The sequence below is a fragment of the Pyxidicoccus sp. M15 genome (assembly GCF_056858435.1).
This window is the reverse complement of the sequence record NZ_CM166495.1, coordinates 10,176,419-10,199,033: the sequence shown is the minus strand read 5'-3', so window position 1 is coordinate 10,199,033 and position 22,615 is coordinate 10,176,419. Positions and strand designations below refer to the sequence as shown.

Genomic DNA, 22,615 nt, shown 5'->3' with positions numbered 1-22,615 from the left:
GCCGGCTACCGGGACGTGGCGCCGTACTGCTTCACCTTGCGGAGCGACTCCCGCGCGGCCTCGCGCAGGGCTTCCTCCGGTGCGTCCTTCAGGGACTCCAGCGCGGCGGGGACTTCGTCACCGGGGTAGATGATTTCGCCGAGGCGCTGGGCGGCGAGGACGCGGTCCTTCAGGTCTCCGCGCCGCACTTCCTGCAGCAGGTAGTCCTTGTAGCCGGCGAGGAAGTGGTTCTCCGCCTCCAGCATCCGGGCGCAGAGCGCGCGCAGGTGCTCGCGGTCCTCGGGGGCTTCGGGCACGCGGTAGCCCCAGCGCTTGCGGCACGCGTAGATGTCCTCGAACAGGGGAGACCACGCGTCATTCACGAGCTCGCGGTGCGCCTCGATGGACTCGCGCTTGGACGCGGTGTTGCGGCCGGTCTTCGCGACACCGACGGCGGCGAACCAGCACGCCAGGGAGACCAGCTCCTTGAATCCCCGGTGCAGCTGCCCCCCGGCATCCATCGCCTCGCGGTGGTCATAACCGTAGAGCTCGCCTTGCGGGTCCGGGTAGTCGAGCGGGTAGCGCAGCGGCTCGCCCTCGCTCCGGGCGCGGCCGCGCTCCATGAACATGTAGGGCCAGTGCATGCAGAAGCGCAGCCACCGGTCCGGCGCCATCATCGGCACCTGCTCGCGGATGTCCTCTCCCGCCAGCAGCAGGGAGTTTCGCTTCAGCTTGACCTCGCCCAGCTCCATCAGCTGCGCCTCGTCCACCACGCTCATGTCCAGGGGCATGCGGGCCAGTCCGCCCAGGTAGTGCCGGAGGCGGGCCGCGCTCTCCTTCTCCCCCTCCTGGAAGCGCTCCTTGAACACCACCGTCAGGTCGAGGTCGCTGTCCTCCACCGCCTCGTTGGTGGCATGCGTGCCCAGCAGGTAGCAGGCCCGGATGCGACCCGGGAAGACCAGCTGGCAGACACCAACGAAGCCGAAGAGGGCGAGGTTGACGGTCATGTCCTCCGTCATCGCGACCAGCGGGAGCTCTTCATCCATCACAGGGGCCTCGTCTCCTCGGGCACGAGCGTCCCGGCTCCAGGCCGCGGACCCGTCGCCCGGGTGGGAGTCTCGAAGGGACGCCGGGCGGAGGCAACCCTCGCGTCCGCACGAGGCTCCATGATTTCATGGCGCTCCGTCCATGGCCCGTCGCTTCACGCCCGAAGAGGAGAAGGAGCTGCGCGCCCTGCTCGCCGCGGGAACGCCCCTTCGCATCGCCGACGTGCAGCGGGTGCTCCGGCTGCCGGAGCTGCCCCATGCGCACCTGCTCGGTGACGACACGTGGCTTCTGGGCGGACGCGTCCTGCGCTGGCTGAGCGGGGAGATGGATGGCACCCGGGACTCGGCGGACTACGACTTCTACTGTGGCTCCGTCGAAGCCTACGAGCGGACGGCCCGGCGACTGCTGGAGGCGGGCTTCACGCCGTGCCGTCGGAAGGGACCTCCGACGATGTTCCGGTGGCTGATGGGCATGGTGTTCCCCAAGGACGAGCACGCCGCGTGCGCCGCCGAGCGCGCGGGGTCCGCGTCGATGGAGGAGCTGCTCAAGGTCCGGAAGCTCCCGGACGGCAGCGAGCTGTACATCCTCCAGGTCCACTCGCCGGAGGGACACCTGCTCCAGCTCATCCACCTCCCGGCGCTCTTCCGGGAGGGGCCCCGCGTGGGCCGTCAGGTCGACGTCACGGACCTCAGCATCTGCCAGTTCACCCTGGACGGCAGCCACGTCCATGCGGGGCCCGACTCCTGGGAGGACCTGCTGCGCGGGCGCGTCCACGCGGTCCACATCGCGGTGGCGGAGCGCACGCTGTACCGGCTCATCAAGTACGCCCTCCGGGGGTTCTGGCCCCGGTGGCAGGCGCTGCGGGCCGTGCGCGAGGCGTGGAGCGCGCGGCGGCGCGGACGCGGGTGACGCCGGACCGGGGGAGGCGACGCGCCCGGGCCAGGTGACACCCTGCCCGAGGCGGCCGACTGGCGGCTACCCCGCTGGACACGGGTGGTGGTAGGAGCGCGGGGTCTTCAGGTCAGGAGAGTCGTCCATGCGGGCATTCGTCACCGGCGGTTCGGGCTTCGTGGGCAGGAACCTCATCGCGGCGCTGAAGGCGCGCGGGGACTCGGTGCGAGCGCTGGCGCGCTCTGCCTCCTCCGTGGCGGCGGTGACGGAGTCCGGCGCCGAGCCCTTCGAGGGAGACCTGTCCGACGCGGACAAGCTGAAGCCCGGCATGGAGGGCTGCGACACCGTCTTCCACGCGGCGGCGTACGTGAAGGGATGGGGGCCTCGCGAGGAGTTCTACGAGGCCAACGTGCGCGGTACGGAGCGGGTGCTGGAGGCGGCGCGCGCGGCGGGTGTGAAGCGGCTGGTGCACGTCAGCACGGAGGCGGTGCTGGTGGACGGCACGCCGCTGGTGAAGGTGAACGAGACCTGGCCGATTCCGGAGCGCCCCATCGGCAACTACCCCTCCACCAAGGCCGAGGCGGAGAAGCGGGTGCTGAGCGTCAACTCCCCGGACTTCGTCACCGTGGCGGTGCGCCCGCGCTTCATCTGGGGGAAGGGTGACACCTCGCTGCTGCCGGAAATCATCGACGCGGTGAAGGCGAAGCGCTTCGCGTGGTTCAGCGGCGGGCGCTACCTGTCCTCCACCTGCCACGTGGCCAACTGCGTGGAGGGCATGCTGCTGGCGGCGGAGAAGGGCCGCGGAGGCCAGGCGTACTTCCTCACCGACGGCGAGCCGGTGGTGTTCCGCGACTTCATCACCGAGATGCTGCAGACGCAGAACGTGGACGCGGGCACGCGCACGGTGCCGTATGGCCTGGCGGCGACGCTGGCCACCCTGGGTGACATGGTCTGGGGCGCCTTCCACCTGAGCAGCCGGCCGCCCCTCACCCGCGCCGAGCTGCTGCTGGTGGGACGCGAGGTGACGGTGAGCGACGAGAAGGCCCGCCAGGAGCTGGGCTACGAGGGCCGGATGACGCGCGAGGAAGGGCTGCGCGAGATGCGCGCGGACTTCAAGGCGAAGGCGCCGCGCACGCTGTGAGGCGCCGGGCCGGAGCGGGAAGCGGGGCTCAGGCCGCCGCCGCCGTCCGGCGCTCCCGGGCTTCGCGCGCGAGCCGCTCCAGGGTGTCGAGGGCCTCGTTGTCCTGGCGCAGGGCCTTGAGCTCCTCCGAGGTCTTCTTCAGCCGCGAGCGCAGCACCTGGTCCTCCAGCAGGGCCTGGACGCGGGCGCGGATGGCCTCCGGCGTCGCCTGGTGCAGCGGCAGTCGATAGGCGAGGCCCTGCTTCTCCAGCAGCAGGGCGTTGAGCGGCTGGTCGGCGAAGAGGGGGATGATGAGCATGGGCACGCCGTGGCGCAGTGCCCGGCCCACCGCGCCCCAGCCTCCGTGCGTCACCAGGGCGGAGACCTGGGGCAGCACCTGCTCGTGGGGCACGAAGCGCTCGATGCGGATGTGCGGGGGCATTCCCTCGGGCACGTCGCGGGCGGCGGCCGCGGTGGCGAGCACGGGCCGCTTCAGCGGGGCCAGCGCCTCCAGCACCTTGCGCAGCAGGCCCCGGTCCCGGCCCACGGTGGTGGTGCTGACCAGCACGGTGCCGGGCTCGACGGCCGGCGGGGCCTCGGTGGGGGCGGGGTCCCCGTCGAAGACGTTGGGGCCCGAGAACAGCTGATGCTCCCGCAGCGGGATTCCGGCGAGGCAGCCGGGCTGGCTGGGGATGAGGTTGAGCTGCGGGGACGCCATGACCTGGAAGAGCTCCGCGTGCTTCACCGGGCGGGGGGGCAGCCCCAGCCGCGCCCGCGTCCGCCGCAGGGGCACCACCGCGTCCACCAGGGCATGCCCCAGCCGCAGCGGGAGCCGGTGGAGCCGCTGCTTCCAGCCGCGCCCCGCCATCACCAGGGCCAGCGGGAAGCCCGTCGTCGTCACGGCGTTCCCCAGGTTGCCGGTGCTGACGGCGGGGATGCCCACCCGCTCCGCCGCGTAGCTCGCGCCCAGGGCGAAGAAGTCGTACACCATGCAGTCCACCTGCTCGCGGCGCAGGATGGGCTCCAGCAGCCCCGCGAGCTCCGCGGCGCTCTCGTCCAGGTGGCGGCGCAGGTGCACGCCGCTGTACAGCGCGCCCAACGGCCCACCGCGGGCCCAGCGCGGCGCCGACTTCGAGGTCTGGTCCAGCCGGGCGCCCACCTCGCGGAAGCCCTGCGAGGAGAGGAGCTCCGCCCCCGCGGCTTCCACCAGGGCGCGGGACGCCTCCGGCGTGTGCACCAGGACGCGGTGTCCCCGCCGCGTGAGCTCCCAGGCGAGGTCCAGCAGGTTCAGCAGGTGGCCCTTCAGGGCGTTGCCCGCGTTGGGCGCCACCAGCAGGAACGTGGACCGGCCGGAGGAGGGAAGGGAAGGCGCTGTCGTCGACATGGGCTGTGTCCTCTCAGGCTGCCACGAACTGCCGCTCCACCAGCCGGCGATACAGGCCCCCCTGCTCCATGAGGGAGGCGTGGTCGCCGCTCTGCACCACCTGTCCGCCTTCCAGCACGAACACGCGGTCCGCGTTGGCCACGGTGGACAGGCGGTGGGCGATGATGAGGGTGGTGCGGCCCTTCATCAGGCGCTCCAGCGCTTCCTTCACCAGGTGCTCGCTCTCCGAGTCGAGCGCGCTGGTGGCCTCGTCGAGGATGAGCAGGCGCGGGTTCTTCAGCACGGCGCGGGCAATGGCCACGCGCTGCTTCTGGCCGCCGGACAGCTGCACCCCGCGCTCGCCCACCAGCGTGCCGTAGCCGTCCGGGAAGCGGGCGATGAAGTCAGCGGCGTTGGCGGTGCGGGCCGCGGCCTCCACCTCCGCCTTGGTGGCGTCCATGCGCCCGTAGCGGATGTTGTCGAAGATGGAGCCGGAGAAGAGCATGGGCTCCTGCGCCACCACGCCCACCTGCTGGCGCAGCCACTCCGGGTCCAGCGCGCGCAAGTCCCTACCGTCCAGCATCAGCCGCCCGCCCTGCGGGTCGTACATGCGCGCCAGCAGGCTGGCGATGGTGGACTTGCCCGCGCCCGAGGGGCCGACGATGGCCACCACCTCGCCGGGCTGAACCGACAGGTCCACCCCCTGGAGCACGGGCGCGTCCGGCCGCGTGGGATAGGAGAAGTGCACCCCCTGGAAGTCGAGCTGGCCCTGGAGGCCCGGGATGCGCTCCCCTCCGGAGATGGGCATCTCGGGCTGGCGGTCGAGCATCTCGAAGACGCGCTCCGCGCTGCCGGACGCGCGCATGAAGTCCGCCCACAGGTCCGTCAGCCCGCTCACCGACAGGGAGACCAGGGTGGTGTAGACGAGGAAGGACGTGAGGTCGCCCACCGTCATGTCCCCGCGCAGCATCAGCCGGCTGCCGTACCAGAGCACGATGGAGCCGGCGGCGAACCCGCTGAAGGAGGTGCCGGCGATGAAGAAGGCGGACAGCCGGGAGCGCTGGCGGGCCAGCGCGGCCGCATCCTCGATGGCGCCCCGGTAGCGGACCACCTCGTGGCGCTCGGCGGCGAAGGAGCGCACGGTGCGGATGCCGACGAAGATTTCCTCGGCCACCCCGTTGGAGGCGGCCAGCGCGTCGTTCACCCTCCGCGACGTCAACCGCATGCGCCGGCCATACACGACGCCCACCACCACCACCGGAGGCACCACGAGGAGCATCAGCAGCGTGAGGGTGGGCGAGGTGTAGAAGAGCAGCGCGAGGCCGCCAATCACCTGCGCCCCGCTGCGCAGCGCCATGGCGATGTTGCCGCTCACCGTGTGCTGCAGCACCGCCGAGTCCGCGCCCAGCCGGCTGACGAGCTCCCCCGTCTTGCTCTGGTCGAAGAAGGCCACCTCCTGGGACACGAGGTTGGAGAAGAGCTGCTCGCGCAGCCGTATCACCACGCGCTCGCCCGCACTGGTGAAGAAGTAGTAGCGCAGCGCGTGCGCCACGGCCTGGAGCGCGAAGATGACCGTCATCCAGAGGGTGGCCTCGTCGATGAGGCGCTGGTCCCTGGCGCCCAGCGCCTCGTCGATGATGAGGCGGATGACCTGCGGGAAGGCCAGCGACAGCGCGCTGCCAATCATCAGGAAGACGATGCCCACCGCGAGCCGGCGCGCCTCGGGGCGGGCCAGGCTGAGGATGCGGCGCACGGTGACTCGGTTGTCGTCAGTGGGCATGGGCAGTCGGACGAAGGAGGTGCGGCGGACGCTCGCGGCCTGCGCCGGAGTGTCGAATCGTTTCGGGGGACGGCCGGCTCAGGCCGCCGCGGCCTGCCGGCGCCCGCGAGTCTCGTGCGCGAGCCGCTCCAGGGTGTCGAGGGCCACGTTGTCCCGGCGCATCGCCTTCAGCTCCTCGGAGACCTTCTTCACGCGCGCGTGGAGGACCTGGTCCTCCAGCAGGGCCTGGACGCGGGCGCGGATGGCCTCCGGCGTGGCCTGGTGCAGCGGCAGGTGGTACGCGAGCCCCTGCTGCTCCAGCACCGTCGCGTTGAGCGGCTGGTCGGCGAAGAGGGGGATGATGAGCATGGGCACGCCGTGGCGCAGCGCCCGGCCCACCGCGCCCCAGCCGCCGTGCGTCACCAGGGCCGACACGTGGGGGAACACCTGCTCGTGGGGCACGTAGGCCTCGGTGCGGATGTGGGGGCCCAGATTCGTGGGCACGTCGCGGGCGCCGGCCGTGGTGGCCAGCACCGGGCGCCCCATGGGGGCCAGCGCCTCCAGCACCTTGCGCATCAGCCCGCCGTCCTGTCCCACGCTGGTGGTGCTGACCAGGAGGGTGCCGGGGTCGATGGCGCCGAACGCCTCCGCCTTCGCCTTGGATGCACCGTCGAAGGCGATGGTCCCCGCGTAGAGCTGGTGCTCGCGGCGGGGGATGCCGTCCAGCAGGTTGCCGGGGACCATGGCGAGGTGCAGCTGGCTGGAGCCCATGGTCTGGAAGAACTCGGCGTGCTTCGACGGGCGCGGGGCAAGGCCCAGCTTCTCCCGCGTCCGCCGCAGGGGGAGGAACGCATCCACCAGCGTGTGCGTCAGCCGGGGCAGGCGGCGCGCCAGCTGGCCGGGCGGCGAGGCCCGCAGCAGCATGGGCAGCCCGTCCGCGTCGATGACGCTCCCCAGGTTGCCGGTGCTGATGGCGGGGATGCCCAGCTTCTCCGCCGCGTACCCCGCGCCGAACGCGAAGTAGTCGTACACCACGCAGTCCACCTGCTCCTGGCGCAGCAGCGGCTCCAGCTCCTGGAAGTAGGCCTCCGCGCTGGCCAGCACCGCGCGGCGGTAGCACACGTACCAGTAGGCCCTGCGCGCCAGCAGCGAGATGCGCATCCAGGAGGGAATCGTCTTGCGCGCCTCCTCCAGCCGGTCCCGGATGCCCCGGTAGCTCCTGGCCGCCACCAGCTCCGCCCCCGACGCCTCCACCTCTCCCGGGACGGCCGCCTCCGTGAAGACCAGCACGCGGTGGCCCCGGGACACCAGACCCTGGGCCAGGTCCAGCACGCGCGTCAGGTGGCCCTTCATCTGGCCTTCACCACCGGGCGTAATCATCAGGAAGGTGGCCCGGCCGCCTGACGGCGTGGAGGGCGGGTGGCTCTGCATGGGGAACCTCGGGAAGGTGCCGCGGCCCGGGCCGCGGAGGAGTCAGCGCAGGAAGTACTCGGCCTGCCCGTAGGGCATGTCCGCGCGAATGCCCTTCTCGGCGCAGTACGCCAGGAGCTTGCGGGACTCGACGAGCTGGGGCGAGTTCTCGTGGTAGCCCATCACCATGACGTGCCCCAGCCACGGCTCGCGGCCCATGGCGTAGATGTAGACCTGCCCGGGCTTCAGCCGCTGGACGATTTCGATGGCGCGCACGGCGTTGGAGCCGTTGAGCCGCCGCGACTGGTCCATCTTCCGCTGCATGGGGGCCGGCAGGAGCGGGCCATACATCCAGCTCAGCGGCCCACCCTCGGACTCCATGCCCAGCCACATCATGTCGATGTGCCCCACCTCGCGGTGGACGTGCTCGTACAGGCGCGGCTCGAGCGCGTTGGAGTCCGCCGCCATCAGCAGCGACTTGCCCTCCAGCTTCACCAGGTGGGCCAGCTTGGCCTGGATGTCCAGGTCGCCGTGCTCACCGATGAAGGGCAGGCCCATGAGCTCGCCGCCCTGCAGCGGCAGGGACTCCAGCTCCGCCAGGGCGACGACGTTGCGGAAGCCCGCGTGCTTGAGCATCAGCTTGAGGGACGGGTCCGCCAGCCCGCCGCCGCCCGCCGCCGGCACGACGACGGTGCCAATGCGGTGCCGCAATTGCAGCAGCGGCTCGAACATCAGGTGGTCGGCGTGGCCGTGGGTGATGAGGACGTAGTCGATGTGCTCCGGCAGGTCCGCGAAGGTGTAGCGCGGCATGTCCGTGGGGAAGTCGTAGCTGACCACGGGGTCCGTGAGGATGCTGACGTGGCGCGACTCGATGAGCACGCACGCGTGGCCGAAGTAGCGCACACGCACCCCGTCACCGTCATATCGGGGCGCCGGGCGTGGAGGCTCTTCGGTGAAGAAGGCGGCGAAGGTGTCCTGGTCCTTCGCGTCGATGCCCAGCGCCTCGCGCACCGGCTCTACCGCCGCCGGCGTGCGCCGCATGGCGAAGAGCCGGTCAATGGCCTCGTGACGGTAGGGAATCTTCACCTGGAGGCTGCCGTCCGCCGTGTCCAGCCGCGGCGTGCTGAAGACATACGGCCGCGCGTCCTTGTGGATGAGACGCATGGACAGGCTCTGCGAGGACTCCCGGTGGAACGGGCTGCGGTAGAGCAGTGGCTCGAAGAAGCGCGGCGTGGCCCGGTTGTTCAGGTCGTACGTCAGCTCCACGTAGCCGCGCAGCAGATCCGGAACGCGCGGGTACAGGTCCTCCAGCGAGTAGCCCTCCGCGGTGGCCAGCAGCTTGTCCAGCTCCACCATGGCCTTCGCGTACTGGATTGACAGCGCCTCCTCCGAGAGTGTGCGCTCCAGCAGCGCCTTCACCTCGGCCACCCGGTCCACCCCGTAGTTGAGGTAGGGACCACCCCGCAGGGCCGGGCTCTTCAACGCCGCCACGTGGATGGCAGGGTTGGCCACGAAGGACTCCATGATCTTCACATGGAGGTTCGCGACGAAGAGCGGCGCCGTCATGGGCGACGCGAGAAACCACCACGCGTACCACTGATTGTAGAGCGGTTCGGTGACGACGTTCTGCTTCAGATACAGCGCTGGCTGAGACATCCCTCGGTCCTCGGTGGAACGCGCCCCCCCAGCAATGGAGGGCCGTTCGGGCTCACGGTTGCGAGTCGGGGCTGACTCTTCTGGCCGCAGGCGCGGCGCAGTTTGCCACAGGCAATGAAATTGTATAGGTGTCACCCCCGCAAAATTTGTATTCAGGGCATTACTGACCGTCTCTGCCAAGCAAGGACTCCTGGCGAGAATGGTTTGCCCTTCGAGGACTGTAATGGCTGCCGGTCTTGCCCCGCGTTCCGGGACGTTGGTTGACGTGTTGCTATCGCGGGTCGGGGAGCAGCCGGAGGAGCGTCTCTACAGCTTCGTGGAGGAGGACGGGCCGGACGCGGAGCTGACGTACCACGGGCTGGATGCGCGAGCGCGGCGCATTGGCGCTGCGCTCCAGGAGTCCGCCGGGCCGGGTGAGCGCGCGGTGCTGCTGTATCCGCCCGGGCTGGAGTACGTGGCGGGCTTCTTCGGCTGTCTGTATGCGGGCCTGGTGGCGGTGCCGGCGTACCCACCCGACCCGATGCGGCTGGAGCGGACGCTGCCGCGGCTGCGGGCGATCATCCAGGACGCGCGGGCGACGGTGGTGCTCACCACGTCCTTCGTGCTGTCGATGAAGGAGGCCCTCTTCGAGCTCGCGCCGGAGCTGGCCGCGCTGCGGTGGGTGGCGACGGACGAGCTGCCCGAGGGCGCGGAAGGAGCGTGGCGCAGGCCGGAGCATGACGCGGAGTCGCTGGCGTTCCTCCAGTACACCTCCGGCTCCACGGGCACCCCGAAGGGGGTGATGCTGAGCCACCGCAACCTGCTGCACAACCTGGGGCTCATCTCCTCGGCCTTCGGCGTGCGGGACGACAGTGTGGGTGTCATCTGGCTGCCGCCCTACCACGACATGGGGCTCATCGGCGGCATCCTCCAGCCGCTGTACGCGCGCTTCCCGTGCACGCTGATGTCGCCGCTGACGTTCCTGAAGAACCCCTTCCGGTGGCTGGAGGTGCTGTCGCGCACGGGAGGCACCATCAGCGGCGGGCCCAACTTCGCCTTCGACCTGTGCGTGCGGAAGGTGTCGGAGGCGCAGCGCCAGCAGCTGGACCTGAGCCGCTGGGAGGTGGCCTTCTGCGGCGCGGAGCCGATTCGCGCGGAGACGTTGGACCGCTTCGTGGAGGCCTTCGGGCCGAGCGGCTTCCGCCGGGAGTCGCTCTACACGTGCTACGGCCTGGCGGAAGGGACGCTCATCGCCACGGGCGCGACGAAGGGCCAGGCGCCGGTGCTGCGGGAGCTGGACCGGGAGGCGCTGGAGCTGGGGCGTGCCGAGCCGCCGCGTCCGGGCACGGTGGCGCGCACGCTGGTGGGCTGCGGCACGGTGCTGGAGGATCAGACGCTGCGGGTGGTGCACCCCGAGCTGCGCGAGCCCTGCCCGGTGGGTGCGGTGGGCGAGGTCTGGGTGGCGGGGCCGAGCATCGCGCAGGGCTACTGGCAGCGGCCCGGGGAATCCGAGGCGGCCTTCCAGGGGAAGCTGGTGGACGGGCACGGGCCGTTCCTGCGCACCGGAGACCTGGGCTTCGTCGACGCGAGCGGGGAGCTGTTCGTCACGGGGCGCCTCAAGGACCTCATCATCCTGCGCGGGCGCAACCACTACCCGCAGGACCTCGAGCTCACCATGGAGGGGAGCCACCCGGCGCTGCGGCCGGGCGGGGGCGCGGCCTTCGCGGCGGAGGTGGGCGGGCAGGAGCGGCTCGTCGTCGTGCAGGAGGTCGACCTGCGCCGCTACTCGAACCTGCGCCAGCAGCTGGAGGCGGGTGAGCTGGCGCTGGGCGCCATCCGCCAGCGTCTGGCCGAGGGGCACGAGGTGCGGCCCCACGCGGTGGTGCTCATCGAGCCGGGGAGCCTGCCCAAGACGTCCAGCGGCAAGGTGCAGCGCCGCGCCACGCAGGCCGCCTGGCTGGCGGGTGAGCTGCGCGTGGTGCTGGCGTGGGAGGAGGAGGGCGGCCCCACCGACGGGGGCCCTTCCGGTGGTGGGCCCGGCTCGGACGGTCCTTCCTCCAGCGGCCCCACGGGGGGACCATCTCCGGCCACCGGGGCGGGAAGCGGGACGGTGCGCGCCGCGGGCGAGTCCGGCGCGCCGACGCGGCTGGAGGCGGTGCAGGCGTGGCTCGTCTCGCGGCTGGCGGCGCGGCTGCACCTGCGTCCCGAGGAGCTCCGGCTGGAGGAGCCCATCACCCGCTACGGGCTGGACTCGCTGGCCGCCGTCGAGCTCGCGAACGAGGTGGAGACGGGGCTGGGCGTGGCGCTGCCCATGGAGGTGCTGCTGCAGGGGCCCAGCCTCTCCGAGCTGGCCCAGCGCATCCTCGCGAAGCGCGACGGGAGCGCGCGCGTGGCGCTCACCCGCGGTCCGGACGACGGGGCGGTGCCGCTGTCCTTCGCGCAGCAGCGCCTGTGGTTCCTGCACCAGCTGGAGCCGGGCAGCCCGCTGCACCACATCCCCGCGGCGGTGCGCCTCTCCGGCGAGCTGGACGTGACGGCCCTGGAGCGCGCGCTGGGCGAGCTGACGGGGCGCCACGAGGCCCTGCGCACCACGGTGGCCGAGCAGGACGGCGTGCCCGTGCAGCGCGCCCTTCCCGCCATGGACGTGGCGCTGTCCCGGGTGGACCTGTCGGACGTGCCCGCGGCGCTGCGCGAGACGGAGCTGCACCGGCGCCTGGGGGAGGAGGCGCGCCGCCCTTTTGACCTGGCGGGGGACCTGCTGCGCGCGCTGCTGGTGCGCACGGACGCGCGGGAGCACGTGCTGCTGGTGGTGGTGCACCACCTCGTGGCCGACGGCTGGTCCATGGGCGTGCTCGTGCGCGAGGTGGCGGCGCTCTACGCGGCGCTGCGCGAGGGCCGGGACGCCGCGCTGCCGGCGCTGGCGGTGCGGTACGTGGACTTCGCGCGGTGGCAGCGCGAGTGGCTGAAGGGCGAGGTGCTGGAGTCGCAGCTCGCGTGGTGGCGCCAGCAGCTCGCGGGGGCTCCGCCCGTGCTGGAGCTGCTGGGGGACGCCCCGCGTCCGCCGGTGCAGTCCTACCGGGGCGCGAAGCTGCCCGTGCGCCTGCCCGCGGAGCTCACCCGGGCCGTGCGCGAGCTGGCCGCGCGCGAGGGCGTGACGCCCTTCATGGTGCTGCTGGCGGCCTTCCAGACGGTGCTGCACCGGTACTCCGGACAGGAGGACGTGTGCGTGGGCACGCCGGTGTCGGGCCGGCAGCGCTCGGAGCTGGAGGGGTTGGTCGGCGTGTTCATCAACACGCTGGTGCTGCGCACGCGCGTGGAGGGGCGGCTGACCTTCCGGGAGCTGCTGGCGCGGGTGCGGGAGGTGACGCTGGGGGCGTACGCCCACCAGGACGTCCCCTTCGAGCTGCTCGTGCAGGCGCTGCAGCCCGCCCGCTCGCGGAGCCACGCGCCGCTGTTCCAGGCCATGCTCATCCTGCAGCCCGTGTCGGCGGCGGCGCCCGCACTGCCCGGCCTGGAGTCCCGCCTGGAGGACGTGGACACCGGCACGTCGCAGTACGACCTGACGCTGTCGCTGCACCAGGTGCGGGACGGGCTGGAGGGGACGCTGGAGTACAGCACCGACCTCTTCCAGGCCCCCACCGCCGCGCGACTGATGGCGAGCCTGGCGACGCTGCTGGAGGGCGCCGTGGCGCAGCCCTCGCGGACGCTGTCCCGGCTGCCCCTGCTGCCGGAGGAGGAGCGGCGGCGCGTGCTGGTGGAGTGGAACGCCACCGGCCGGCCGTACGAGGAGGCGGGGCTCGCGGCGCTGCTGGAGGCGCAGGCGGCGCGCACTCCGGACGCGGTGGCGCTGGTGTGTGGTGGGGAGCGGCTCACGTACGCGGCGCTGCACCAGCGGGCCAACGCGCTGGCGCTGCGGCTGCGCGGGCTGGGCGTGGGGCCCGAGACGGTGGTGGGCCTGTGCGCGCGACGCTCGGTGGAGCTGGTGGTGGGAATGCTGGGCATCCTGAAGGCCGGTGGCGCGTACCTGCCGCTGGACCCCGGCTACCCCGCGGAGCGCCTGGCGTACATGCTGGAGGACTCGGGGGCGCGGCTGCTGCTGACGCAGGCGTCGCTGGCCGGCACCCTGTCCACCGGGGACGTGCGCACGGTGTTGCTGGACGCGCCCGAGACGCGCGCGGACGTGGCCGAGCAGGGGCCCGGAGAGGGTGCGGGCCCGGAGCACCTGGCCTACGTGCTCTACACGTCGGGCAGCACGGGGCGTCCCAAGGGCGTGCAGGTGCTGCAGCGCAACGTGGCCAGCTTCTTCGCCGGCATGGACGAGCGCGTGCCCGTGGGGCCCCGGCCGGTGTGGCTGGCCGTCACCAGCATCTCCTTCGACATCTCCGTGCTGGAGCTGCTGTGGACGCTGGCGCGCGGCTTCCAGGTGGTGGTGCACGGTGACGAGGTGGGCGCGGCCGCGGTGCTGGCGGGGCTGCGCGCGCACGGGGTGACGCACCTGCAGGGCACGCCGTCGCTGGCGCAGGCGCTGCTGCTGGAGCCCGGCGCGGAGGACGTGCTGGGTGCGCTGCGCTGCCTGATGGTGGGCGGTGAGGCCCTCCCGCCCGCGCTGGCGGCGTCACTGGAGCGGCGGCTGCCCCGGCGGCTGCTCAACATGTACGGCCCGACGGAGACGACGGTCTGGTCCTCCACGCACACGGTGGGGCCGGCCGAGTCGCCGGTGTCCATCGGGCGGCCCATCGCCAACACGGAGCTGTACGTGCTGGACGCGCACCTGGGGCCGGTGCCGGCGGGGGTGGCGGGGGAGCTGTACATCGGCGGCGCGGGCGTGGTGCGCGGCTACAGGGGCCGTCCGGAGCTGACGGCGGAGCGCTTCGTGCCGGACCCGTTCAGCGGGCGGGCGGGGGCGAGGCTGTACCGGACGGGAGACCTGGCGCGCTGGAAGTCGGACGGGACGGTGGAGTTCCTCGGCCGCGCGGACTTCCAGGTGAAGGTGCGGGGCTTCCGCATCGAGCCGGGCGAGGTGGAGGCCGTGCTCGCGCGGCACCCGGACGTCCAGGCCGCGGTGGTGGCGGCTCGCGAGGACGTGCCCGGCGACAAGCGCCTGGTGGCATATGCCGTGCCTCGCCCGGGGCAGGCGCTGGATGTGGGCGCGCTGCGAGAGCACCTGCGGCGGGGGCTGCCGGAGTACATGGTGCCGTCGGCCTTCGTGGTCCTGCCGGCGCTGCCGCTCACGCCCAACGGGAAGGTGGACCGCAAGGCGCTGCCCGCGCCGGAGGGCCGCTCGCTGGAGCCGCGCCGCGAGGCCTTCGTCGCGCCGCGCACGCCCACCGAGGAGCTGGTGGCGGGGCTGTGGGCGCGCCTGCTCCAGGTGGAGCGGGTGGGCCTGCACGATGACTTCTTCGAGCTGGGAGGGCACTCGCTGCTGGCGGCCCGGCTGGTGTCGGCGCTGCGCGCGTCCCTGGGCGTGGAGGTGCCGCTGCGGGACGTGTTCTCGGCCCCGACGGTGGCCCGTCTGGTGGAGCAGCTCCAGTCCGTGGCACGGGGCGCCGCGGACTCCGTCCCGCCGGTTCGGCCCGTCCACAGCGAGGGCCCGGCGCCGCTCTCCTTCGCGCAGCAGCGGCTGTGGTTCCTGGACCGGATGGAGCCGGGCAACCCGGCGTATAACGTCTCCGGAGCCGTGTGGCTGGAGGGCCGGCTGGAGGTGGCCGCGCTCGAGGAGGGGCTCCGCGAGGTCCTCCGCCGGCACGCGTCGCTCCGGACGACCTTCCGTGAGGCGGAGGTCGGTCCCGTCCAGGTCGTCTCGCCGGTGACGTCCGGTCCGCTGCTGGAGGTCATCGAGCTGAAGGGGGTGGATGCGTCCGCGCGTGAGGCCGAGGCGCTCCGGTGGTCTCGCGAGGAGGCGCGGCGTCCCTTCGAGCTCACGCGAGGGCCGCTGCTGCGGGCCACGCTGCTGCGGCTCGGCGAGCGTGAGCACGTGTTGCTGCTGACGATGCACCACATCGTCTCGGACGGCTGGTCGCTGCGGGTGCTGGTGCGCGAGGCGGTGCAGGTCTATGGCGCGCGCGTCGAGGGTCGCGCGCCCGTGCTGCCGGCCCTGCCCGTGCAGTACGCGGACCATGTGCTGTGGCAGCGGGAGTGGCTGCGGGGCGAGGTCCTGGACGCGCAGCTTTCCTGGTGGCGCGAGCAGCTCGCGGGGGCACCGCCGGTGCTGGAGCTGCCAACGGACCGGCCGCGCCCGACGGTGCAGGGCTTCCGAGGCGCGCTGCTGCCGGTGCACCTGCCCCGTGAGCTCTCCGGAGCGCTGAAGGCGCTGAGCCGCGCCGAGGGCGTGACGCCCTTCATGGTGTTGCTGGCGGGGCTCCAGGTGCTGCTGTCGAGGTACTCCGGACAGCCGGACGTGAGCGTGGGCACGCCAGTGGCGGGTCGTCATGGCACGGAGGTGGAGGAGTTGATTGGCGTGTTCATCAACACGCTGGTGCTGCGCACGAAGCTGGAGGACGGGGAGTCGTTCCGGGCGCTGCTGGGGCGCGTGCGGGAGGTGACGCTGGGCGCGTTCGCGCACCAGCACGTGCCTTTCGAGCGGCTGGTGCAGGCGCTCCAGCCCGAGCGGCGACTGGGGTACTCGCCGCTGTTCCAGGTGATGCTCGTCCTCCAGCAGGACCTGCAGGCCGAGCTGAATCTGCCGGGTCTGAGCGCGCGCCTGAAGGACGTGGACGTCGGCACGTCACGATTTGATTTCACCCTCTCGCTCGCGGACACGGCGGAGGGATTCCAGGGGACGCTGGAGTACAGCACCGACCTCTTCGAGGAGGCGACGGTGCGGCGGATGCTGGGTCATCTGCGCGTGCTGCTGGAGTCCGCGGTCGCGGAGCCGGAGCGGCGGCTGTTGGAGCTGCCGCTGCTGATGGAGGCGGAGCGCCAGCAGGTGTTGGTGGAGTGGAACGCGACGGCGCAGGAGTACGCGCGCGAGTCGAGCATTGCCGAGGAGTTCGAGCGTCAGGTGGCGGCGAGGCGTGACGCGGTGGCGGTGGAGTGTGGGGAAGAGAAGCTGACGTACGGGCAGCTGGAGGAGAAAGCCAACCAGCTGGCGCACTACCTGCGAGGCAAGGGAGTGGGGCCCGAGGAGCGGGTGGGGCTGTGCGTGGAACGCTCGGTGGAGTTGGTGGTGGCGCTGGTGGCCATCGCCAAGTCTGGCGGGGCGTACGTGCCGCTGGAGGTGGACTACCCGCGAGCGCGGCTGGAGCAGATGGTGGAGGAGGCGAAGCCGCGCGTGGTGGTGACGAAGCGCGCGCTGGCGGCGCGACTGCCGGTGGAGGGGCTGGAGTGCGTGCTGCTGGAGGAGGTGGCGGAGCAGCTGGCCCAGCAGCCGAAGCAGGCGCCTCGCAGTGGGGTGGGCGGACGCAACCTGGCGTACGTGGACTTCACCTCAGGAAGCACGGGCAAGCCGAAGGGCGTAGGGACGGAGCAGCGCAGCGTGCTGCGCACGGTGAAGGGGCCCAACTACGCGCGGCTGGGGCCTGAGGAGACGCTGCTGCTGATTGCGCCCGTCTCCTTCGACGCGTCGACGCTGGAGGTATGGGGCAGCCTGCTGAACGGGGCCCGGCTGGTGGTGTACCCGGCGGGGCCGGTGGGAGACGTGGAGCAGCTGAAGAAGGTGGTGAAGGGGCAGGGGGTGACGACGCTGCACCTGACGGCGGGACTCTTCGCGCAGGTGGTGGACGCGGACGTGGAGGTTTTGAGGGGACTGCACCAGCTGCTGACGGGCGGGGACGTGGTGTCAGCGCCGCACGTGAAGCGGGTGGTGGAGGAGCTGGGAGTGCCGGTGACGGCGTGCTACGGCCCGACGGAAAACACGCTCTTCACCAGCTGCCACCGGATGACGGAGGCGGGGCAGGTGGGAGAGGTGGTGGCGATTGGGCGGCCGATTGGCAACACGCGGGTGTACGTGCTGGACGGGGCGCTGAAGCCGGTGCCGGTGGGAGTGGCGGGAGAGCTGTACGCGGCGGGAGAGGGAGTGGCGCGGGGGTACATCGGCAGCGCGGAGCAGACGGCGGAGCGCTTCGTACCGGACCCGCATGGTGCGGTGGCTGGGGAGCGGATGTACCGCACGGGGGATATGGCGCGGTGGCGTCCGGACGGGGTGCTGGAGTTCCTGGGCCGGGCGGACACGCAGGTGAAGGTGAGGGGCTTCCGAATCGAGCTGGGGGAGGTGGAAGGAGCGCTGAGGGCGCACCCGGCGGTGAAGGAAGCGGTGGTGGTGGCGAAGGGGCAGGGCGCGGGCGACAAGCGCCTCGTGGCCTATGTCGTCGGTCACGGCTCCGACTCACTGGACGTGAGCGAGCTGCGTCAGGGCATGAAGTCGAGGTTGCCCGAGTACATGGTGCCAGCGGTATTCGTAGCGCTGGAGGCGCTGCCGCTAACGTCCAACGGCAAGGTGGACCGCAAGGCGCTGCCGGAGCCGGAGGGCGTGCGTCCCGAGCTGGCGCGCGAGTACGTGGCGCCGCGCACGGAGGCGGAGAAGTCGCTGGCGGAGGTCTGGGCGCAGGTGCTGGGGCTCGACCGGGTCGGCGTGCAGGACAACTTCTTCGAGCTGGGTGGCGACTCCATCCTCACGCTCCAGGTGGTTTCGAGAGCGCGCAGAGCAGGGCTGGAGATTGCTCCGAGGCAGCTCTTCCAGCGGCAGACGGTGGAGGAGTTGGCGCAGGTGGCGAAGGCGGCGGTGGCCGTGGCGCAGCAGGGCCCGGTGGAAGGACCGGTCGACCTGACGCCCATCCAGCGGGACTTCTTCGCGCAGCACCGGAACAAGGCTCACCACTTCAATCAGTCCCTGATGTTGGAGGTGACGAAGGGGACGGAAGCGTCGGCGCTGGAGAAGGCGCTGGGCGCGGTGGTGAAGCACCACGACGCACTGCGGATGCGCTTCGAGCGGGTAGGCGGTGAGTGGCGTCAGCGCAACGCCGGGGTGGAGGAGGCGGGGAGCCTGAAGCTGGAGCAGGTGGACCTGCGCGGAGTGGAAGCAGGGGCAAGGGCCGCGGAGCTGGAGCGGGTGGCGACGGGAGTGCAGGGGGGCCTGGAGCTGGAGAAGGGTCTGCTGGTGAGGGCGGTGCTCTTCGAGCTGGGAGAGGCGGGGAGGCGACTGCTGGTGGTGGTGCACCACTTGGTGGTGGACGGGGTGTCGTGGCGGGTGGTGGTGGAGGACGTGGAGAGGGCGTGCGAGCAGGCCAGCCGGGGAGAAGAAGTGGAGCTGGGGCCGAAGACGGCCTCGTACCAGCAGTGGGCGAAGAAGCTGGGGGAGTACGCGGGGCAGGTGGAAGGGGAGGTTGGGTACTGGGAGGAGCAGGGGGCGAAGCCGGTGGCGGGGCTGCCGGTGGACGAGGCGGGCGGGAGGAATGAGACGGGGCTGGAGGGAGAGGTGCGGCTGGAGCTGAGCCGCGAGGAGACGGGCGCGCTCTTGAGAGAAGTGCCCGGGGCCTACCGCGCCCGCGTGGACGAGGTGCTGCTGGCCGCGCTGATGGCGGCACTGGCGAAGTGGAGCGAGGCGCGCGGCGCGAAGGCCGCGCAGAGTCTGCGCGTGGAGCTGGAAGGGCACGGGCGCGAAGAGGAAGTCGGGCTGGACGTGTCGCGCACGGTGGGGTGGTTCACCAGCCTCTACCCGGTGGTGGTGGAAGCGCCCGCGCAGGAGGCGGCGGGGGCGTGGGTGCGCGCGGTGAAGGAGTCAGTGCGGCGAGTGCCCGGCAAGGGCCTGGGGTACGGGCTGCTGAAGTACCTGGGCAGTGAAGAGGCGCGGAGGAAGCTGGGCGCGTTGCCCAAGGCGGAAGTCGTCTTCAACTACCTGGGCCAGGTGGACGGAGTGGCAGCGCAGTCGAGGCGGTTTGCCCCGGCGAAGGAGAAGGCGGGAGCGGCGCAAGCGGCGGGCGAGAAGCGCGGGCACGTGCTGGGAGTGAATGGGCTGGTGGTGGGCGGCCGGCTGGAAGTGGCCATCGACTACAGCCAGGGCCTGCACCGGCGCGAAACCGTGGAAGCGCTGGCGGGACATTTCGCGAAGGAGTTGCGGCGGCTGGTGCAGCAGCGCGCGGACGCGGACGCGGGGCTGTGGACGGCGGCGGACTTCCCGCTGGTGAAGGCGAGCCGGGAGCAGTTGGAGAAGGTGCTGGGGCGTGGCGAAGGCGTGGAGGACGTCTATCCGCTCTCTCCGCTGCAGCAGGGCCTGCTCTTCCACTCGCTGCTGGAGACGGGCAGCGGCGTGTACGTGGAGCAGCTCACCTGGGAGGTGAGCAGCGGATTGGACATCGCGGCCTTCAGGACGGCCTGGGAGCGCGCGGTGGAGCGACTGCCGGTACTGCGCACCGGCTTTGTCTGGGAGGGGCTGGAGGAGCCACTTCAGCTCGTCCACGGCGCGGTGGTGCTGCCCTGGGAGGAGCGTGACTGGAGCAGCCTCGGACGCGAGCAGCAGCAGCGCGCGCTGGACGAGTACCTGAAGACGGACAGCCGCCAGGGCTTCACGCTGAGCAAGGCGCCGCTGATGCGCATGGCGGTGATGAAGCTGGGCGAGTCAGGGTGGCGGTTCATCTGGAGCCATCACCACCTGCTGCTGGATGGGTGGAGCCTCGGCCTGGTGCTGGAAGAGGTCTTCGGCACTTATGAAGCGCTGGTGACGGGCGCGCAGTCGCGAGGCAAGTCCCGCCCTGCCTATCGCGAGTACATCGGGTGGTTGGCGAAGCAGGACTCGAAGAAGGCGGAGTCGTACTGGCGCGAGGCGCTCCAGGGTGTGAGTGCGGCGACGCGACTGCCGCTGGAGGCTCGTGGCCAGAAGGGAGCCAAGGAGCAGCAGGACCTGCATGTGCAGCTGACGAGGGAGGAAACGTCGGCGGTGCAGGGCTTCGCGCAGCGCCACCAGGTCACGGTGAACACGCTGACCCAGGGCGCCTGGGCGCTGGTGCTGGGACGCCACGCGGGCGAGTCCTCGGTGGTCTTCGGCGCGACGGTGGCGGGTCGTCCCTCGGAGCTCGAGGGTGTGGAAGGCATGGTGGGCCTCTTCATCAATACCCTGCCGGTCCGGGTGCGCCTGCCTGGAACCGAAGTCGTGGCGGAGTGGCTGAAGGGCCTGCAGAAGCAGCAGGCCGAACAGCGGCAGCACGAGCAGAGCGGGCTGGTGCAGGTGCAGGGCTGGAGCGATATCCCTCGCCGTCAGCCGCTCTTCGAGAGCCTGCTGGTCTTCGAGAACTATCCCATCGACGACTCCATCAAGAGCAGGACGACCCGGCTGAACGTGCGGGACGTGTGGCTCGGTGAGCGGACGAACTATCCCCTCACGCTGTCGGTCATCCCTGGCGATCAGCTGCGCATGCGGCTCGCGTACGAGACGCCGCGCTTCGAACAGCACGGGATGGACGTGCTGCTGAAGCAGTGGAAGGCGGCACTGCTGGAGCTGGTGTCGAGCGCGGGCACGCGCCTGGAAGACGTGTCGCTGCTGACGGAGGCGGAGCGCCAGCAGGTGTTGGTGGCGTGGAATGCGACGGCGCAGGAGTACGCGCGCGAGTCGAGCATCGCGGAGGAGTTCGAGCGCCAGGTGGCGGCGAGGCGTGACGCGGTGGCGGTGGAGTGTGGGGAAGAGAAGCTGACGTACGGGCAGCTGGAGGAGAAAGCCAACCAGCTGGCGCACTACCTGCGAGGCAAGGGAGTGGGGTCCGAGGAGCGGGTGGGGCTGTGCGTGGAGCGCTCGGTGGAGTTGGTGGTGGCGCTGGTGGCCATCGCCAAGTCAGGCGGAGCGTACGTGCCGCTGGAGGTGGACTACCCGCGAGCGCGGCTGGAGCAGATGGTGGAGGAGGCGAAGCCGCGCGTGGTGGTGACGAAGCGCGCGCTGGCGGAGCGTCTGCCGGTGGAGGGGCTGGAGTGCGTGCTGCTGGAGGAAGTGCAGGCGCAGCTGGCCCAGCAGCCGAAGCACGCGCCTCGCAGTGGGGTGGGCGGACGCAACCTGGCGTACGTGGACTTCACCTCGGGAAGCACGGGCAAGCCGAAGGGCGTAGGCACCGAGCAGCGCAGCGTGCTGCGCACGGTGAAGGGAGCCAACTACGCGCGGCTGGGGCCTGAGGAGACGCTGCTTCTGATTGCGCCCGTGTCCTTCGACGCGTCGACGCTGGAGGTATGGGGCAGCCTGCTGAATGGGGCCCGGTTGGTGGTGTACCCGGCGGGGCCGGTGGGAGACGTGGAGCAGCTGAAGAGGGTGGTGAAGGGGCAGGGGGTGACGACGCTGCACCTGACGGCGGGACTCTTCGCGCAGGTGGTGGACGCGGACGTGGAGGTATTGAGGGGGCTGCACCAGCTGCTGACGGGCGGGGACGTGGTGTCAGCGCCGCACGTGAAGCGGGTGGTGGAGGAGCTGGGAGTGCCGGTGACGGCCTGCTACGGCCCGACGGAGAACACGCTCTTCACCAGCTGCCACCGGATGACGGAGGCGGGGCAGGTGGGAGAGGTGGTGGCGATTGGGCGGCCGATTGGCAACACGCGGGTGTACGTGCTGGACGGGGCGCTGAAGCCGGTGCCGGTGGGAGTGGCGGGAGAGCTGTACGCGGCGGGAGAGGGAGTGGCGCGGGGGTACATCGGCAGCGCGGAGCAGACGGCGGAGCGCTTCGTGCCGGACCCGCACGGGACGGTGGGCGGAGAGCGGATGTACCGCACGGGGGATATGGCGCGGTGGCGGCCGGACGGAGTGCTGGAGTTCCTGGGTCGGGCGGACACGCAGGTGAAGGTGAGGGGCTTCCGAATCGAGCTGGGGGAAGTGGAAGGAGCGCTGAGGGCGCACCCGGCGGTGAAGGAAGCGGTGGTGGTGGCAAAGGGGCAGGGCGCGGGCGACAAGCGCCTCGTGGCCTACGTCGTGGCCCACACCCCCGAGTCCCTCGATGTGAGCGAGCTCCGCCGCGGCCTCAAGACCCGTCTGCCCGAGTACATGGTGCCCTCCGCGTTCATGTCGCTGGAGGCGCTGCCGCTGACGTCCAACGGCAAGGTGGACCGCAAGGCGCTGCCGGATGTCTCCGGAGCACGTCTCGCCTCCGACCAGCCGTACGTCGAGCCGCGCAGTGACGTCGAGCGACAGCTCGCGAGCATCCTGTCCGAAATCCTTGGAGTGGAGCGTGTCGGCATCCACGACGACTTCTTCGAGCTGGGAGGCCACTCCCTGCTCGCGACCCGCACCATCTCCCGCATTCGCAGCGAGCTCGGCGTCGAGCTGCCGCTGAGTGCGCTCTTCGAGAATCCAAGCATCGCCCGGCTTTCCGTCCACCTGGTGCAGGCGCAATCCACCCAGGCCGACCCGGAAGAGCTGGAGCAACTGCTGGCCCTGCTGGAGCAGGACGCCGGCGGCGACATTGAAGCCCTGCTTGCGTCAGGGCCCCCGGCATCCCGCGAGGAATGA

At 71.5% G+C, this 22,615-nt stretch carries 8 protein-coding genes; 3 read left to right on the top strand and 5 right to left on the bottom strand.

Translation table 11 applies throughout. From position 1 onward, the window contains the following. Nucleotides 1–5 precede the first annotated feature (5 nt). Complete coding sequence (locus ACX9TP_RS37610) at nt 6–1,025, bottom strand: nucleotidyltransferase domain-containing protein (protein ID WP_482975484.1); 1,020 nt, start codon at nt 1,023–1,025, stop codon at nt 6–8. 142 nt (nt 1,026–1,167) lie between these two features. Here ACX9TP_RS37610 and ACX9TP_RS37605 point away from each other — a divergent pair, with 142 nt between their 5' ends. Then, nucleotides 1,168–1,935 carry a hypothetical protein gene (locus ACX9TP_RS37605; RefSeq protein WP_482975483.1) on the top strand — a complete coding sequence of 256 codons (768 nt, stop codon included), beginning with the start codon at nt 1,168–1,170 and terminating at the stop codon, nt 1,933–1,935. Nucleotides 1,936–2,062: 127 nt separating this feature from the next. Beyond that, entirely contained in the window at nt 2,063–3,058 is a 996-nt protein-coding gene (locus ACX9TP_RS37600; RefSeq protein WP_482975482.1) for an NAD-dependent epimerase/dehydratase family protein, read from the top strand. A 28-nt stretch (nt 3,059–3,086) separates the two neighbouring features. On the opposite strand, the gene ACX9TP_RS37595 is transcribed toward ACX9TP_RS37600, so the two are convergent. The 4 genes from ACX9TP_RS37595 to ACX9TP_RS37580 all read right to left on the bottom strand — a co-directional run bounded on the left by ACX9TP_RS37595 (nt 3,087) and on the right by ACX9TP_RS37580 (nt 9,225). After that, nucleotides 3,087–4,421: a glycosyltransferase gene (locus ACX9TP_RS37595; protein WP_482975481.1), complete on the bottom strand. Its 1,335-nt coding sequence runs from the start codon at nt 4,419–4,421 to the stop codon at nt 3,087–3,089. A gap of 13 nt (nt 4,422–4,434) precedes the next feature. Further along, complete coding sequence (locus ACX9TP_RS37590; RefSeq protein WP_482975480.1) at nt 4,435–6,180, bottom strand: ABC transporter ATP-binding protein; 1,746 nt, start codon at nt 6,178–6,180, stop codon at nt 4,435–4,437. A 78-nt stretch (nt 6,181–6,258) separates the two neighbouring features. Beyond that, nucleotides 6,259–7,590, bottom strand: a complete 1,332-nt coding sequence (locus ACX9TP_RS37585) for a glycosyltransferase (protein ID WP_482975479.1) — start codon at nt 7,588–7,590, stop codon at nt 6,259–6,261. A 42-nt stretch (nt 7,591–7,632) separates the two neighbouring features. Then, nucleotides 7,633–9,225: an MBL fold metallo-hydrolase gene (locus tag ACX9TP_RS37580; RefSeq protein WP_482975478.1), complete on the bottom strand. Its 1,593-nt coding sequence runs from the start codon at nt 9,223–9,225 to the stop codon at nt 7,633–7,635. 223 nt (nt 9,226–9,448) lie between these two features. Between ACX9TP_RS37580 and ACX9TP_RS37575 the strand changes: the two genes are divergently transcribed. Further along, a complete protein-coding gene (locus ACX9TP_RS37575; RefSeq protein WP_482975477.1) occupies nt 9,449–22,615 on the top strand; it encodes an amino acid adenylation domain-containing protein in 13,167 nt (4,388 codons plus the stop codon).